The organism is Alkalimonas sp. NCh-2 (genome assembly GCF_039631345.1).
GTDB classification, from domain to species: domain Bacteria; phylum Pseudomonadota; class Gammaproteobacteria; order Enterobacterales; family Alteromonadaceae; genus Alkalimonas; species Alkalimonas mucilaginosa.
This window is the reverse complement of sequence record NZ_JBDIUV010000003.1, coordinates 412,947-428,379: the sequence shown is the minus strand read 5'-3', so window position 1 is coordinate 428,379 and position 15,433 is coordinate 412,947. Positions and strand designations below refer to the sequence as shown.

Annotated in this window: 10 protein-coding genes; 5 read left to right on the top strand and 5 right to left on the bottom strand. The window is 51.1% G+C overall.

Features of this window, described 5'->3' with window-relative positions:
• Positions 1 to 3 precede the first annotated feature (3 nt).
• From ABC502_RS11125 to ABC502_RS11110, 4 genes are all read left to right on the top strand, one after another.
• Complete coding sequence (locus ABC502_RS11125) at positions 4 to 918, top strand: ROK family protein (protein WP_345915932.1); 915 nt, start codon at positions 4 to 6, stop codon at positions 916 to 918.
• Positions 911 to 2,077, top strand: a complete 1,167-nt coding sequence (gene nagA, locus ABC502_RS11120) for an N-acetylglucosamine-6-phosphate deacetylase (protein ID WP_345915931.1) — start codon at positions 911 to 913, stop codon at positions 2,075 to 2,077. Before ABC502_RS11125 ends, nagA begins: the two co-directional genes overlap by 8 nt.
• Positions 2,074 to 3,441, top strand: a complete 1,368-nt coding sequence (locus tag ABC502_RS11115) for a sugar MFS transporter (RefSeq protein WP_330088257.1) — start codon at positions 2,074 to 2,076, stop codon at positions 3,439 to 3,441. The genes nagA and ABC502_RS11115 overlap by 4 nt, the downstream gene beginning before the upstream one ends.
• Before the next feature lie 95 nt (positions 3,442 to 3,536).
• Positions 3,537 to 6,605 carry an ATP-binding protein gene (locus ABC502_RS11110; protein WP_345915930.1) on the top strand — a complete coding sequence of 1,023 codons (3,069 nt, stop codon included), beginning with the start codon at positions 3,537 to 3,539 and terminating at the stop codon, positions 6,603 to 6,605.
• A gap of 51 nt (positions 6,606 to 6,656) precedes the next feature.
• Here ABC502_RS11110 and ABC502_RS11105 read toward each other — a convergent pair whose 3' ends face one another.
• The 3 genes from ABC502_RS11105 to fadE form a co-directional block, all read right to left on the bottom strand.
• Positions 6,657 to 7,217, bottom strand: a complete 561-nt coding sequence (locus ABC502_RS11105; RefSeq protein ID WP_330088255.1) for a PEP-CTERM sorting domain-containing protein — start codon at positions 7,215 to 7,217, stop codon at positions 6,657 to 6,659.
• Positions 7,218 to 7,232: 15 nt separating this feature from the next.
• Positions 7,233 to 10,343, bottom strand: a complete 3,111-nt coding sequence (locus ABC502_RS11100; protein WP_345915929.1) for an ExeM/NucH family extracellular endonuclease — start codon at positions 10,341 to 10,343, stop codon at positions 7,233 to 7,235.
• Between the two features lie 260 nt (positions 10,344 to 10,603).
• Positions 10,604 to 13,072, bottom strand: coding sequence for an acyl-CoA dehydrogenase FadE (gene fadE, locus ABC502_RS11095; protein WP_330088253.1), 2,469 nt, complete (start codon positions 13,070 to 13,072; stop codon positions 10,604 to 10,606).
• A gap of 184 nt (positions 13,073 to 13,256) precedes the next feature.
• On the opposite strand from fadE, the gene ABC502_RS11090 reads away from it, so the two are divergent.
• A complete protein-coding gene (locus ABC502_RS11090) occupies positions 13,257 to 14,021 on the top strand; it encodes a class II glutamine amidotransferase (RefSeq protein WP_345915928.1) in 765 nt (254 codons plus the stop codon).
• Here the strand turns inward: ABC502_RS11090 and ABC502_RS11085 are convergent.
• On the bottom strand, positions 14,018 to 14,800 hold the full coding sequence (locus ABC502_RS11085; RefSeq protein ID WP_345915927.1) for a DUF3108 domain-containing protein: 783 nt from the start codon (positions 14,798 to 14,800) through the stop codon (positions 14,018 to 14,020). The two genes, ABC502_RS11090 and ABC502_RS11085, sit on opposite strands and share 4 nt — an antisense overlap.
• Positions 14,775 to 15,431 (bottom strand): phosphoribosylglycinamide formyltransferase, encoded by a 657-nt coding sequence (gene purN, locus ABC502_RS11080; RefSeq protein ID WP_330088250.1) that lies wholly within the window; start codon positions 15,429 to 15,431, stop codon positions 14,775 to 14,777. Before purN ends, ABC502_RS11085 begins: the two co-directional genes overlap by 26 nt.
• Positions 15,432 to 15,433: the final 2 nt, after the last annotated feature.

Here is a 15,433-nt window from a genome sequence, read left to right as displayed (position 1 = left end):
ACCATGAAGCTTTGTTATGGCCTCGATATTGGTGGTACCAAAATGGAGCTGGCCATTTTTGACCAGCAGATGCAGTTGCAACAAGAATGGCGGTTGGCTACGCCAACTACCAACTATGCCGATTTTCTGCAGCAACTTTGTGATCAAATTACCCAAGCCGATCAGTTCAGTGGGCAGAAGGGGCAGCTGGGCATCGCGCTGCCGGGCATTCAGGATGCAAACGGTCGGGTTGTTTCAAGTAATGTGCCTTGTTTAAACGGTCGGCAGGTTGTGGCTGATTTGCAGCAGCTGCTGCAGCGCCCGGTGGCCATTGGCAATGATTGCCGCTGCTTTGTGCTCTCCGAAGCTGTGCTTGGCGCAGGCCGTGGTTTTGTACGGGTGCTAGGTGTTATTTTGGGTACGGGGTGTGGCGGTGGCTTTTATGCTGATGGCGCCTTGCAACAAGGCAGGCAGCAGTTGGTAGGGGAGTTTGGTCATCAAAACCTGGCAGCCCGGGTGGTGCAGCAGCACCGGCTACCTCTTTATTCGTGTGGCTGTGGTCTGGTAGGTTGTGCGGAGACCTATGTCTCCGGGCGAGGGCTGGAGCGGTTGTATCAGCACTTTGCCGGTGAGCCAAAGAGTACCTATCAATGGCTGGAAGATTACCGGGCCGGGCAGCCCGCAGCTGTTCATACGTTTGCCGCTTATATGGATGCGCTTGGTTCAGTGCTGGCAGCACAGCTGCTTGCTTACGATCCGGATGTAATCGTGCTCGGTGGTGGCTTGTCCGATATTGCTGAAATAGTTGCCGCAGCACCAGAGGCAACACAGGCACATCTCTTTGCCGGTGTTCAAGTACCGCCAATCAAAGTGGCAGAAGGCGGTGCAGCCAGTGGCAAACGTGGTGCTGCGCTGTTAGGAGCAAAGGCCAATGGTTAATGTCTTTCAAATTCTGGCGCCAAAAATTTTGACCCCAACTGGTTGGCTGTACCATGGCTATGTCACTATTCAGCATGATCGTATTCTCAGCATAGGGCAAGACTCCGATGCTGATTTGCCATTGCTTACCTTGGAGGAAGGCAGCCTGGTACCTGGGCTGATCGATGTGCAAGTCAATGGTGGTGGGGGTGTCTTGTTTAATCAGGCACCCAACTGTCAGGCACTACGTACCATGCTCAAAGCCCATGCCCAGTTCGGCACCACAGCGATGCTTCCCACTGTGATTACCGACTCTATCGCCGTGATGCGCCAGGCTGCAGATACTATCGCCACAGCCATTGCCGAGCAAGAGCCTGGCGTGGTGGGCATTCACTTTGAAGGGCCTCATCTGTCACTGGCAAAAAAAGGGGTGCATCCGCCTGGTCATATTCGCTCCTTGTCAGATGCCGAGTGGCAGCTGTATCGACGGAAAGATCTGGGCATTAAAGTCGTGACCTTGGCTCCGGAAACGGTCGCTCCTGAGCTGATAGCGGCACTGGTGGCCGAGGATGTCCGGGTATGTCTGGGGCACTCCAATGCCGAAAGTGCCACGGTACAGGCGGCTCTGAACGCCGGAGCGACCGGTTTTACCCATCTGTACAATGGCATGTCCCCACTGACATCGCGTGAGCCAGGCATGGTGGGGACTGCTCTTACCGACAGCCGTAGCTGGTGTGGCATTATTCTGGATGGCCATCATCTGCATCCGCTCGCTGCTTTACTGGCCTATCAGGCCAAACCCAAAGGCAAGTTAATGCTGGTCACCGATGCGATGACGCCGGTAGGTACCGAGCAGCAGCAGTTTGATTTTTTTAGCGGCAAGGTGGTGCGTGATGGCAGTCGTTTGACGGATCCATCCGGCTCTTTAGCGGGCTCTGTGCTGGATATGATCACCGCTGTGCAGCAGGCGAGCCAACAACTTGGTATCAGCTTTGCCGAAGCGCTGATGATGGCTTCGGCTTATCCGGCAGACTTTCTGGGCTGTGCCGACCGGCTGGGTCGTTTGGCACCGGGTAAACAGGCCGATCTGGTCTGGCTGGACGACTCGCAGCAAGTTCGACAAAGCTGGGTCGCCGGTCGGCCATTTTATGTTCATCCACAATCGAAGGTAGCGTTATGACCACAAGCTCCAGGCAACAAAGCAGCTTTTTCCCCATGCTGCTGATTGGTATCTTGTTCTTTGTGTTTGGTTTTGTCACCTGGCTAAACGGTGCCTTGATCCCTTTCTTAAAAATTGTCTGCGAACTAAACGAGTTTCAGGCGCTGTTGGTGGCATTTGCGTTTTACATTGCCTATGTGGTGATGGCACTGCCGATGTCCACCTTATTAACCCGCTTTGGTTATCGCAACGGCATGACCATTGGTTTGGGAATTATGGTGGTTGGCTCCTTACTGTTTATCCCAGCGGCGCAAAGCGCACACTATGCTTTCTTCTTGCTTGCGCTCTTTGTGCTTGGTACCGGCCTGACTATCTTGCAAACGGCAGCCAACCCTTACATCGTCTGCATTGGACCGCGTGAAAGCGCCGCTATGCGTATCAGCATTATGGGCATTGTGAACAAAGGTGCCGGTTTTATTGTGCCTTTGGTATTTGCCGCATGGATCCTGACCGGGATGGAACAATACAGTGAGGAAGCATTGGCACTGCTTAGCCCAGAGCAGCAGGCCGAACAGTTGCAAGCTTTATCCAATCGCTTGGTGGTGCCTTACCTTTACATGACAGCTGCGTTGCTGGGTCTGATGGTGTTTGTGCATTTCTCCCGTTTGCCCGAGCCGGATTTATCTGAGCCGGAGCCTGCGACCGATGCCGTCACGACTCTGGTAGCAGAAACCGAGCACGCAACCAATGCCGTGCATCACAGAGAATCCGACTGGCGGGCTATCTGGCGCCATCCTCAATTGGTATTCGGCTTTATCGCACTGTTCTTTTATGTTGGCGTCGAGGTGATAGCCGGCGACAGCATTGGACTCTATGGCCAAGGGCTTGGTGTAGCCCACTTTGGTATTCTTACTTCCTACACCATGGCTTTTATGGTGGCTGGTTATCTGCTTGGGATTTTGCTGATACCTCGCTACGTATCTCAATCGACTGCATTGGTTTGTTCGGCCTTGGCTGGGATCTTGTTTAGTTTCGGTATTTTACTGGGCTCCAGCGAGAGCTCAGCGTTGTCGGCATGGAGTCTGGGTTTACTGGGCATTCCGCTGGTTCCAGATACCGTGCTTTTTGTTGCCCTGTTGGGATTTGCCAATGCTCTGGTGTGGCCAGCTGTCTGGCCGTTGGCGCTGCAGGGGCTGGGTCGTTTAACGGCGACAGGTTCTGCTTTGCTGATTATGGGGATCGCCGGCGGTGCTTTATTGCCTTTGCTGTATGGGTATCTGGCCCACAGCAGTGGGAACAGCCAGTCAGCTTACTGGATGCTGATCCCTTGTTATGCTTTTATCCTGTTTTATGCGCTCAAAGGCCATAAAATAAGACGCTGGTAATAAACCCTTGAGCTAAAAGCAATTCCACAGCTTTTTCCTGGCAAGAAAGCAGCTATACTCAGTGACAGAGTTTTTACCTGCACTGAGGATGCTGCTTGCTCACTCCGTACACTACGCTCAAGAGCTATAAGACCTTCAGCCGGCGTCAGCTATGGCTATGGTGCTACATCAGTGCAGTTGGGCTGATCAGCAACTTACTGGCACTGCAAATGCCTTTGCTGGCTCCTTTGCTGCTGGGCAATGTGGCATTCTTGGTTATTTTGCTGCGACTTGGCCCAATTTGGGGGCTGGCCTCTTTTGCCTTAGTAGTGCTGCCGCTTTGGGGGACCTGGCTGTGGTGGTTGAGTCTAGCCGAGTTTAGCCTGGTATTTCTGGCCTGGCGGGCAGGAAAACTGCATATTGCACAGCTTTATGTGCGTTGCTGGTTCTTGCTGACACCGGCTGTGTTTTTGTATCTCTGGTTGTGGCAAACCCATGCTGCAGGTTTTGCTTTGCTAATTAGCCTGGTCGTAAGCTTGGCAGGCGCACTTAATTTGGTGGGTGCCAAGCTGATTCTGAATGTGGCTATCAGTACACGCTTAAGCCGCCTGCAACCATTACCTCAGCAACTGGCAGGGCGAATTACCGTCTATTCGGCTGTACCCACCTTATTGCTTATTCTGGCAGTGTTGCATGCCTTTGTGATTTGGGATTTGAATAAACGTCACGATGAGCTATTGCGCTTAGAACAGCAGTTACTTACCTACAGCGAGGACCAATTGCAACAGTTCCGTGCTGCAGTGCAGTTGGTTGCCTTAGGCTATCCACGCTATCAGGATGACAGTATGCTGGATGATTTACTGCAGTTACAGCCTCATTTTATTTCAGCGGCTATTACCGATCAGCATGGAGATGTGACCAGCTATCGTAGCCGTAGTAACTTAGTGCTGACACGATCGGTAAATGTAGCGGATCGGGACTACTTTAAGCACTTGCAGTTAAAACCAGTCGGTAGCTATGTCAGTGATGCTTATGTTGGGCGGGGGTTAGGGCAGGACCTGCTGTTTGCTGTCAGTGCACCTATGCTAAATAGCCAGCGGCAGTTTATTGGTGTGGTACAGGCTTCAGTGTTATTGTCTTCACTGGCAGAGCAATTGCAGCCTTCCTCGGGTTCGACACGGATCCGGGCGGTTTTGTTGGATAGCCAGGATCATTTAATTTGGTCGGTTCCTGCTTCTCCTGCATATGGTCAGCCATTTTCAATTGAATCTGGCTTGCAACCAGGGCAGTCAGTATTTGCCAGCTCCTGGTTAACGCCATCTACCGGCATGCAACTGAACCAGGATGGACGTGGTTTTATTCGTCGTTATCAAACTGATGATGGTTGGTTGTTGCTAATGAAGTATGGGCTGGATGCCGTGCTTATCGGCTATAACCTGCTTACCTTAATGGTTATTTTGCTGGCGATACTGGCGCTTTGGTTACTGAACCGTACCTCTTTTTATTTTGTGCGTTTTTACACCCGGCCGTTGCAGCATTTGGTGCAGTCCATTCAGCGGCTGGAGCTGCAGGGCGGAGCTCCTTTTTGCGATCTTTCAGCCAGAGCCAGCGGGTTGGAGGTGCAGCAGCTGTTTGATGAATACAATGCCATGGTTTCGCGCCTGCATCAGGCTGGTAGCCGGCTGGAGGAGTTGAATACCAGTCTGGAACAGCGGGTAAAACAGCGTACAGAAGAATTGGCCAGTGAGCGTGACAGAGCTACCCACTTGGCTGAGGTTAAGTCGCGTTTTCTAGCCACCATGAGCCATGAGCTGCGTACGCCTCTGACGGCTATTATCGGTTATACCGAACAGTTGCAACGCAGTACAGATTTGCAAGTAAAACAGCAGCAACAGTTGCAGGTTATCGCCAGAAACAGCCGTTATTTACTGGGAGTGGTGAACGATATACTGGATGCCGCCAAACTGGAAGAGGGCAAGCTGTCGATTGAAACCCAAGCGGTTGCAATTCAGCCGCTGCTGCAGGAACTATGTGCTGATATGGCCAGTCAGGCCAGCAGCAAAGATTTGTTCTTAGACTTTCATTATGATGAGCAGTTGCCGGACTGGTTGGTGCTGGATCCACTTCGCTTGCGGCAAGTTTTGCTTAATTTGCTAAGCAATGCCATTAAGTTTACTGAAAAAGGCAGGGTAACCGTACAAGCTCGCCGCAGTGCAGCTCATCGTATGCAGATTGTCGTCTCGGATACCGGTATCGGTATGACGATGGAGCAACTGGAAAAGGTGTTCAGTGCTTTTGAACAGGCCGATAGCGGTACCAGCCGAAAATATGGCGGTACTGGACTCGGGCTGCATATCAGCTATCAGTTGGCTGAGCTGATGCAAGGGGAGCTGTCGGTAAGTAGTACGCTTGGTAGCGGTAGCAGCTTTATACTGGAGCTGCCGCTGCATGAGCCGGAGCCTGGTCAACTTACCCGGAATCATCAGGGTGAATCAGACGCTATTCAACCACCTGCATTAACCGGCCAGGTATTGGTGGCGGATGATGTGCTGGATATTCGTTTGCTGATCACCGAGCTGCTGGAACAATGTGGTTTGGTGGTACAGCAGGTAGAAAATGGCATGGCAGCGGTGCAGTTAGCACAGCAGCAGCCTTTTGACCTTATCCTGATGGATATGAATATGCCGGTACTTGATGGCGCTGAGGCCACACGTCAATTGCGAGCATCCGGCCTGTCCTTACCAATTTTGGCGCTTACTGCGGATGTACTGCCAGAAGATAAAGCGCACTTTTTACAAGCAGGATGCAATGAAGTGCTTACTAAACCTATTCAGCCAGGCTTGTTGTATAAGGCGCTGAGTCACTACCTGGCTATGTCCCGCAAACGCCAGGATGCTACAACCACCCCTGGTAAAACTGCTACAGAGCGTATTGCCGAGTTAAAGCAAGTGTATGTGCAGCAACTACCTACTCAGTATCAACAATTGCTGACCTGGTTGAAGAATGCGGATGACCAGGCCGCATTGGCGCTGTTGCACCAACTAAAAGGTACATCCGGAAGCTTTGGTTTGCGTGAAATTTCTGAGTTGGCAGCTGCCATGGAACTACAGCTAAAGCAAGGGGAAAGGATAAAACCGGAGCAATTGGCACAGCTGCAGCGTTGTTGTTCTGGCAAAACAGGTTAAAGCTGGATGGATAATCAGGGAGAGCCAAAGCTCTCCCTGACAAGCACCCCATTAACGGCGGCGATACAGCAATCCAAGACCAGCCAGTAATAAGAAGGCTGTTGCAGGCACTGGGACCTGAGTGGGCTGGATGCGCAGGCTTAAATCCGCAAAGCTGGCGTCGATAAAAGTTCCGGCAAAGTTTTCTACCCCAAACCAGCCCGGATTAAAGCTTAGTAAGAAATCACCAGCTTCAAGCGCAATAAAGTTTAGCTGAGCAAGCACAAAGCCGGTGCCTTGTTGTGCCGCGAGTATGGACTCGTCTGCATCCCAAAAAGCGTAGTCATCCAGTGTAATACTTCCTACTACCGCATCATGATCTGCAAATTGCAGGCTACCAAAGCCATCATCAAGGCCGTTACCAAACTGCCAGCTTTGCAGTAAGAAAGCGGATGGCTGATAGAATACTTCGGACCAAAAAGCGCCAAGGGTTTCACTCAGCCCGCTAATTGTCATACTCAGCTGGATACTGTCACCTACCCGATACTCGTTTTGATCCGGTTGCAGCTGGATAAGCGCGGCATGGCTCAGGCCGCTCATCACTAAACAAAAAGTAAGAAATAAAGCTTTCATTCGTATTTTCTCCAATTAATTTGCGACAGCACAACGAGGCAAGTCGCATAGAGCCATCATGGCTCGAACATCCAACTGATTAACAACTCCGTCACCATTAAAGTCCAGTGTCAGCGGCAGTTCGCCGCCTTGACGCAAACGTTGCTGAAACAGCTGGATATCGTGCTGATCCACAACACCGTCTTGGTTTAGGTCTGCTGGGTGGAAGCTAGAACTTAACTGCAAAGCGATCACCAAGGGATCATGATCCGAGGTGCGGAATGGGTCAGCCTGATAGAAGTTATCGGGTTTCACCAGGCCACCTTGCAGCGGCCCTTCGCTGTAGTTAAAGGCAGGGATCTCATCCGAGTTGATGTGCCAGGATTTGGCCTGCAACACTTTAGTCGCCAAGGAAGGGCTGGCAAAGGCATGATCCAGACTGCCGGACTCGCCCATAAAGGTGTAGCTGTACACCCGGTAATCGTTGTCGTTGCTCTGCACCGCCAGATTGACAAACCCTGCTGCTTCCATCGCAGCCAGCGGATCTTCTTTGGCGTAGGCATTGAAGTCACCCAATACCAACATATCGTTGTTACCAGAATTGGTTGGGTCGGTTTCTAACCAACGCAACAAAGCCCGGGCAGAAAGGGTGCGCCAATTGTTCCAACAGCCCTGGCCGTCGCCTTGGTCAGCATTAATTCCACTGGCACTGCCACAAGATTTGGCTCGTAAATGTATTGCCACGGCAGTAAACACAGCCCCTTGCTCAGTAGCAAAGCTTTGTGCCAACGCCGGGCGTTGCCGGGAAGTATCAAAGTCTGGATCCACGCTTGAATCTAATACAGCAAAGTCACCATGCAGGCTGACCCGGTTGGCGCGATAGATAAAGGCAGGCTTGATGGCATCAGTGCCAAGCCAGCCAGTAGCAACATAGCTCCAGTCTGCAGTAGTGGCTGCAGCATTGAGTGCCGCCACCAAATGCTCCAGAGTAGAGTCATCGGCATCATTTTCGATTTCGATCAAAGCCAGTACATCGGCTTCCAGAGCCTGAATGGCGGGTACCAGTTTATCCAACTGCCGTGCCAGTTCGCTTTCAGAGCTGGCTCCACGGCAAGCTAATGCATTCGGGCCACAACTGTTGCCGGGCAGATCGAAGGTGGTAAAGAGGTTTTCGACATTAAAGGTCGCTACTTTGATATCCCCTTGCTCCACGAGCTCAGGAGCATTCGTTCTTGGGTTGCTGCTGGTGATAAAGTTGGGTGTGCTCAGATAGCGAACGCGGTAGGCACCAAAGGCATAGCTCATTACACCATCCAAACCAGCTTGCAGCAAATAACCATTTCGGATCGGGTTGTTGGCGGAAATTTCGTTGATGCCATCTTCACCGGTGATGAAAGGCTGACGGTTCACGCCGGTCAGGCCATTATCAATGATGATTCGGTTTAGCCGGTTGCTGGCGATGACCGCTTGAGCCTCTGTACCAGGTGCGACCACCTGGGTCGGATTGTATAAGCGGCCATTCGACACTGTAAATTCGCCAAAACGTACCGCATTAAACACATCGGTAACGGTTAAGTCATTAGCGGTTTGAACCCACATGCCGGCGATGCTCTCCAGCTGTTCAAAGCTGGCCACAGGTAAACTAAGCTCTGCCGGGCTTACCAGATGCAGGCGGTTGGTATCACAAACGGCCAACTCACTGACATTGGACAGCTGCGTTTCTTCAAAAAACTCGGCGACAGTGCCGCGTACCCGTACCAAATCACCCAGCTGTACCGGTGTACCAAAGCCATTGTCGTAGACAAAAATACCTTCGGATGTCATCGGGTTATTGTCACGATGCTGATCTTTTTCCTGCAGATAAAAGCCACCCAGACCACCGTTGTCGGTCTGTTGGAATACGGCCGTGACTACAGCTTGCAACTGCACTTCAGCACCTTGCAGCGGGCTTTGGAAGCCGGCACCTTGCACCTGATGGATGCGGGTGACTGGGTTGTCACAGGCAAAAGTCTCTGATGCAATCGGGTTTTCTGCGGTGAGCTGAATATTCGACAAACGCCAGGTACTGCAGTTGCCGCTGTCAAATTGATAACGCAATGCCAGATGCACCGAGCCATTTAATGCTGAAAGTTGCTCAAAGCCATCAAAGCGAACCGGCACATTGTTGCTGCTAAAATCATCCGGGCTGATGCTGGTGAGTAATACCCAGTCTGCCGGGTTCAACTCTGAGCCGGTAAATTGGGTAGAATAGTAAATATCCAAATTATTCACACCAGCAAAACCGCGGGCAATATCAATGGCCAGGCGTTCACCGGTTTGGTTGTCGACATCAAAGGCTGGTGATACCAACCAGCTGTCATTGGCACTGCAGCTGCCATCGACAAAACCAGAAAAGCTTACATTGTTAAAGCCGCCATCCCACTGCCACTGCTGCTCACCCTGCAAACTCCATTGTTGCCAGCCCTTCTCAAAGGGGTTGCTGGCAAAATCACGCTGATACAGGGTAATGCGATCGGCATCAGCAGTCAGCGTTCCAGTGACCAGCAGGTTGTCAAAGCGGTTGTTGCCTGTGGCATTGCTGGCACCATCGAGCGTGATACGAAAATAGACGCTGGCCTGGTTATTCAATGCTTCCACGGCTGAAAAATCGTAGCTGCGAAGTTGAAAGCTGCTGCCAAGGGCACCTGGATCCACTGCGAACTCTGTGAAGTTTTCACCATCAAGTGACCAACTGATACGGCGCTCATTAAAACCTGTGGCCGTGCCACGTTGTGCCCAACTTAGCTGCAGGTCCTGATAACCTTCGCTATTAATTTGAATAACGATAGCTGCGCCATTGTTGCTGGTGCCAGGGCCACCTTGTACTGACAGGCTACCACCAGCGATATAGCCTGGCAGTGCATTAATGGTACTGCCGGCAAAAGACTGAATAGTGATGTAGGTACCATTGTTGTCAGTATCCTGATTAAAGTTGGTCAGGTAAATTGTGCCGGCACCAATATCCGGTTGTTGCGGAAAGGTGTCTGGACTAAAACCAAAACTACCATCGGGCAATTCATTGAAGTTTTGTGACCAGTAGGCGATAGGTGTTTGCGCCCACAGGCCAAAGGTGCAGAGTAGCAGCACCAGAGCTAGTAGTTGTTTCATCGTTCGGTATCCATGTTTTTATTGTATCATTTTGACGTGGTACGGCTGTACGTCCTGGTCAGCACTTGTCGGCATCTATCTGCGGCCATGCATGCAGAGCCATAGGCAACAAAGTGAGGCCAATACTATAGAAGTGTTTTGTGTCAGTTTCATTAATTTTTTTAGCAAAGGCTAAGGTAGAAGCAGATAGGGCGTTTAGCTGTTAACAATACAGGCATAAAAAACCCGGCTTGCACCGGGTTTTTAAAGATTTACTTAGCTTAGGCGGCATTCACCTTGGCCAGCTGTTGTTGTTCAGAAGCCAGCAGCTCTTTATCTGCGGCCAGATAGTTGAAGTCAAAGTCATCGACATTGATGGTGCGTAAGCGGCTTATCTCGGCTTGACGCAACACCTGTGCTTCCTGTTCAGAAATCACCTTTAACTCCAGGCCTAAGTCGGCCACTTCGTTTAAGCGAAAGAAAGGCAGGCGTTTGTTTGCAGCCTGGCTAACTTTATCAAACAGTGGCTCTGCAGCCAAAATATCGCGCAGTGCCTGCTCAACCATGCCGATAGGGTTGTTGTCTTTGCCTGCCAGATACAAGTGGTGGCCCAGCCTAGAGCGTGCTTCGCATGGGGTTTGCATAATGCGGGCAACCTGATGCTCTACTTTGTCACTTGGACGGCGCAGAGTACGGCCCCATGGGAACACCACACGTTTTAGTACCACGCCAACCAACCGGTTGGGGAAGTTATCAAACAACTCGTTCAGAGCTAGTTGTGCTTTGGCTAGGTTATCTTCACAGGCCCACTGTACTAATGGCAGATCCTGAGCCTGACGGCCTTCATCCTGATAACGTTTTAACACACTGGATGTCAGATACAGCATGCTCAGGATATCACCTAGTCGGGCAGAAATACGCTCACGACGTTTCAGATCACCACCCAGAGTGCCCATGGCCACATCCGACATCAAAGCCAGTGCCGCACTGAACCGGTTCATTTGTTTGTAGTACCTGGCTGTGGCATCACCGTATGGAGCGCTGCTGAACACACCACCGGTAAAAGACAACCAGAAGGTGCGGAAGAAGTTGCTAATGGCAAAGCCAATATGGCCAAACAAAGCTTTATCAAAAGCAGTAACAGCGGCTCTGTTGTCTTCATTGTATGCTGCCTGTAACTCTGCCAGGACATAAGGATGGCAGCGAATGGCACCCTGACCATAGATGATCATATTACGGGTCAGAATATTGGCACCTTCAACGGTAATGGCAACAGGAGCGCCCTGATAGCCACGTGCCAGGTAGTTGTCCGGACCCATGCAGATGCCTTTACCGCCATGCACATCCATGGCATCAATCATTGCCAGGCGCATGCGCTCGGTTATGTGGTACTTGGTAATGGCAGAGATAACCGATGGTTTTTCACCCAGGTCAATGGAGCCGACCGACATAGTGGTGGAGGCACATGCCATATAGGCGGAGCCGCCAATACGAGCCATGGCTTCTTCCACTCCTTCCATTTTACCAATAGGGATTTTGAACTGACGACGAATGCGGGCATAAGCACCCGTTGACATTGCCGCAGCTTTAATGCCGGCTGTGCTGTTGGAAGGCAGGGTAATAGCGCGGCCTACCGACAAACACTCAACCAGCATGCGCCAGCCCTGACCAGCCATTTTTGCACCACCAATGATGTAATCCAGTGGTACAAATACATCGCTGCCCTGGGTCGGACCATTCTGGAATGGCACATTGAGTGGAAAGTGGCGACGGCCTATTTTCACGCCTGGTGTATCGGCAGGGATCAGTGCACAGGTGATGCCTAAGTCTTCTTTATCCCCTAACAACTTGTCTGGATCCTGCAATTTAAAGGCCAGGCCAAGCACGGTAGCAATAGGTGCCAGCGTAATGTAGCGTTTGTTCCAGGTTAGGCGCATCCCCAGCACTTCTTTGCCTTGCCACTGGCCTTTGCAGACAATACCAAAATCAGGAATTGAGCCTGCATCCGAACCAGCTTCCGGGCTGGTCAATGCAAAGCAGGGCACATCAATACCCTTAGCCAAGCGGGGCAGGTAGTGATTTTTTTGCTCGTCAGTACCGTAATGCTGTAACAGTTCGCCTGGCCCTAACGAGTTAGGTACGCCAACAATACTGGATAAAACCATGCTTTTACTGGTCAGTTTTTGCAGGACACAGGATTGCGCATAGGCAGAGAATTCCAGACCGCCGTATTGCTTTTTGATGATCATGGCAAAGAAGCCGTTGTCTTTCAGGTATTGGTACACCTTCGGTGACAAATCGGCACGTTCGTGCGTGATTTCCCAATCATCAACCATATCCAGCAACTCTTCCACCGGGCCATCCAGAAAGGCTTGTTCTTCTGCACTTAACCGTGGGATTGGGAAGTTATGCAGTTTTTGCCAATCTGGGTTGCCACGAAACAGGTCGGCTTCCCACCAGGTAGTGCCGGCATCAATGGCTTCTTTTTCTGTACTGGACATTTCCGGCATGATTTTCCGATAAACGCCAAGCAATGGTTTCGTTATCAGCATTTGGCGGATAAAAGCAATGTTCAGGGGCAAGGCAATCACCAGGAATACCACCCAACTGACGACACCGACCGGGCCGATAAAGGTACCTACTGCCAGAACAGCTGCAATGGCAGCAGTGAACAGCGTAAGGCTGGCACGGTAATATGCCAGCACGCCAATCACAACCAGAAGTAACAGGCTAAACACTAACCCTTCCATACATATCTCCTAAGAGGTCTGACCACTATTTTGTTTAGGGTATAATCTTCCAAAGCAAGTTGCAAGTGTTTCAACGCTGACGAAAAAAGCTGCGTACAAAGCGCTTTACATCTATTCATACGAATGAGTATAGTCGTTTGGCTCACTTTTAGCGTAGCAGTCTGACAAAGGAGTACAGTGGTTTATGTGTGAGTTGCTTGGGATGTCGGCCAATGTACCCACCGATATTTGCTTCAGTTTTAAAGGCTTAAAAGAGCGGGGAGGCCGAACAGGTCCTCACCGGGATGGCTGGGGCGTGGCTTTTTATGAAGGAAAAGGGGTTTGTACCTTTAAAGATGCACTGCCAAGTTATGAGTCTGAGATTGCCCGTTTGGTAAGTGATTATCCAATTAAAAGCTGTGCTGTGGTAGCTCATATTCGTCAGGCCAATCGAGGCCGGGTTAGTTTGCAAAACACTCATCCCTTTACCAGAGAACTTTGGGGGCGTTACTGGACTTATGCGCACAATGGTCAGTTGCATGATTACAAAGATCTGCCGGTAGCACGTTTTCAACCCGTTGGTACCACCGACAGTGAGCGAGCATTTTGCTTTTTAATGAGTGAGTTGGATAAGCGTTATCCGAATAAGCCGCGTACCCGGCAGGCGGCTTTTCGTTTTTTGCAAAAAAGGGCCTCTGAGCTGCAAAAGCTGGGTGTCTTTAATATGCTGCTGACGGATGGCGAGTACCTGCTGACATACTGTACCACCAAACTACACTGGATCACCCGGCGGGCACCTTTTGGTATCGCCCGCTTATCGGATGTGGATGTGGATATTGATTTCTCCCGTGAGACCACACCAAAAGATGTGGTAACGGTGATAGCGACAGAGCCTCTGACACTGAATGAGCAGTGGCATAAGATGCAGCCTGGTGAGAGTCAGTTATTCCGTTATGGTGAGCCGATTTAACGCAGCCTGGCAGCAGCCGTAGTGGCATCCGGTTGCTGCCAGTGCACTTTGTGCAACTGGACATCGACTTGCTCCACATTATTTTCGCCATGCCAGATCCGCACCAGCAGGTAGTCGAGATCTGGCGCTACCCAGGCGTAAATTTGCCGCTCAGAATCTTCCTCTACGCGCTCAATTCGGTACGCCATCACATTGCCATAAGGCAATGGCAGTAGCTCTTTGGTGACAACCCGAAAGTCATAGGTTTTGGGATCACCACGCCGATTTAACACTTCATAGCTGAAAGCGCGCTTGCCTGCAGCCAGATCTATCGCCAGTTGTTGATGATAACTAAGCTGATCGAGCCAGCTATCATCCCAGCTGTGGGATTTCAGCTCGCCTTTAGCCCCCTCACGCAGCTCTTCTTTCTGCGGATCCAAGGTTAATACATAATTGCGGCTTGGACCTGTGCCACTTCGGTTCATACGGTATTCAAGTGGTTGTACCTGTGAGCCCTGAATGTGAAACCTTGTTTGCTCTTCCCTACGGTCACGGAATACCATCCAACTGATTTCACTGCGGTAGCGCAAGGTATAAACACCATCCACTTGTTTCAGTTCTCGCTCGGCTTTGCCATGGCTTCGACCATTACGGTAGACCACATACTCGGCCTGGTAGGGCGTTAGCTCCAGCGGTAGTGGCTCTGAAGCCGGTTCAGCCATTGCGGGCATTGCCAGCAATGGCAAGCATAAAAAAGGCGCCCGTTGGCGCCATTTAGAGATCGTACTCATCATCGTCATGGGCATATCCGTGTTGCGGTAAAGGCTCATTATCCAACAAGGCCTGCTGACCTTGTTGCTGCAAACGTCCCTGACAAAACCAGCGGATCACCAGCGGATAAATCCGGTACTCTTGTTCATGTACCCGCTCCGCCACAGTTGCTGCATCGTCGTCAGCAAACACAGGGACTTTGGCTTGCAATACCACCGGCCCGCCATCCAGCTCTTCGGTAACAAAGTGCACACTGCAACCATGCACAGTATCACCGGCTTCGATGGCTCGCTGGTGGGTGTGCAAGCCCTGATACTTTGGCAACAAGGATGGGTGAATGTTCAATAATTTTCCGGAAAAGTGTTGTACAAAGTCTGGAGTCAGGATCCGCATAAAACCAGCCAACACAACCAAATCAGGTGCAAAACTATCGATCAATTGTTGCAGTGCCAGATCGTAGTTATCGCGATTAGCATAGTCGGTATGTGCCAGGCAGTGGGTAACACTGCCTGCTTCACGTGCTCTGACCAGGCCATACGCATCCGCTTTATTGGATATCACGGCGGTTACTTTGCCGGCAATAAAGCCAGAGGCGCAGGCATCAAGAATTGCCTGCAGGTTGCTGCCATTGCCGGAAATCAGTACAACGATGGATTTCATGC

Excerpts from the sequence above, each read along its gene's own strand:
- ABC502_RS11090 (WP_345915928.1), top strand. The coding sequence starts at position 13,257 with ATGTGTGAGTTGCTTGGGATGTCGGCCAATGTACCCACCGATATTTGC.
- ABC502_RS11125 (WP_345915932.1), top strand. The coding sequence starts at position 4 with ATGAAGCTTTGTTATGGCCTCGATATTGGTGGTACCAAAATGGAGCTG.
- nagA (WP_345915931.1), top strand. The coding sequence starts at position 911 with ATGGTTAATGTCTTTCAAATTCTGGCGCCAAAAATTTTGACCCCAACT.
- ABC502_RS11115 (WP_330088257.1), top strand. The coding sequence starts at position 2,074 with ATGACCACAAGCTCCAGGCAACAAAGCAGCTTTTTCCCCATGCTGCTG.
- ABC502_RS11105 (WP_330088255.1), bottom strand. The coding sequence starts at position 7,217 with ATGAAAGCTTTATTTCTTACTTTTTGTTTAGTGATGAGCGGCCTGAGC.
- ABC502_RS11085 (WP_345915927.1), bottom strand. The coding sequence starts at position 14,800 with ATGACGATGATGAGTACGATCTCTAAATGGCGCCAACGGGCGCCTTTT.
- purN (WP_330088250.1), bottom strand. The coding sequence starts at position 15,431 with ATGAAATCCATCGTTGTACTGATTTCCGGCAATGGCAGCAACCTGCAG.
- ABC502_RS11100 (WP_345915929.1), bottom strand. The coding sequence starts at position 10,343 with ATGAAACAACTACTAGCTCTGGTGCTGCTACTCTGCACCTTTGGCCTG.
- fadE (WP_330088253.1), bottom strand. The coding sequence starts at position 13,072 with ATGGAAGGGTTAGTGTTTAGCCTGTTACTTCTGGTTGTGATTGGCGTG.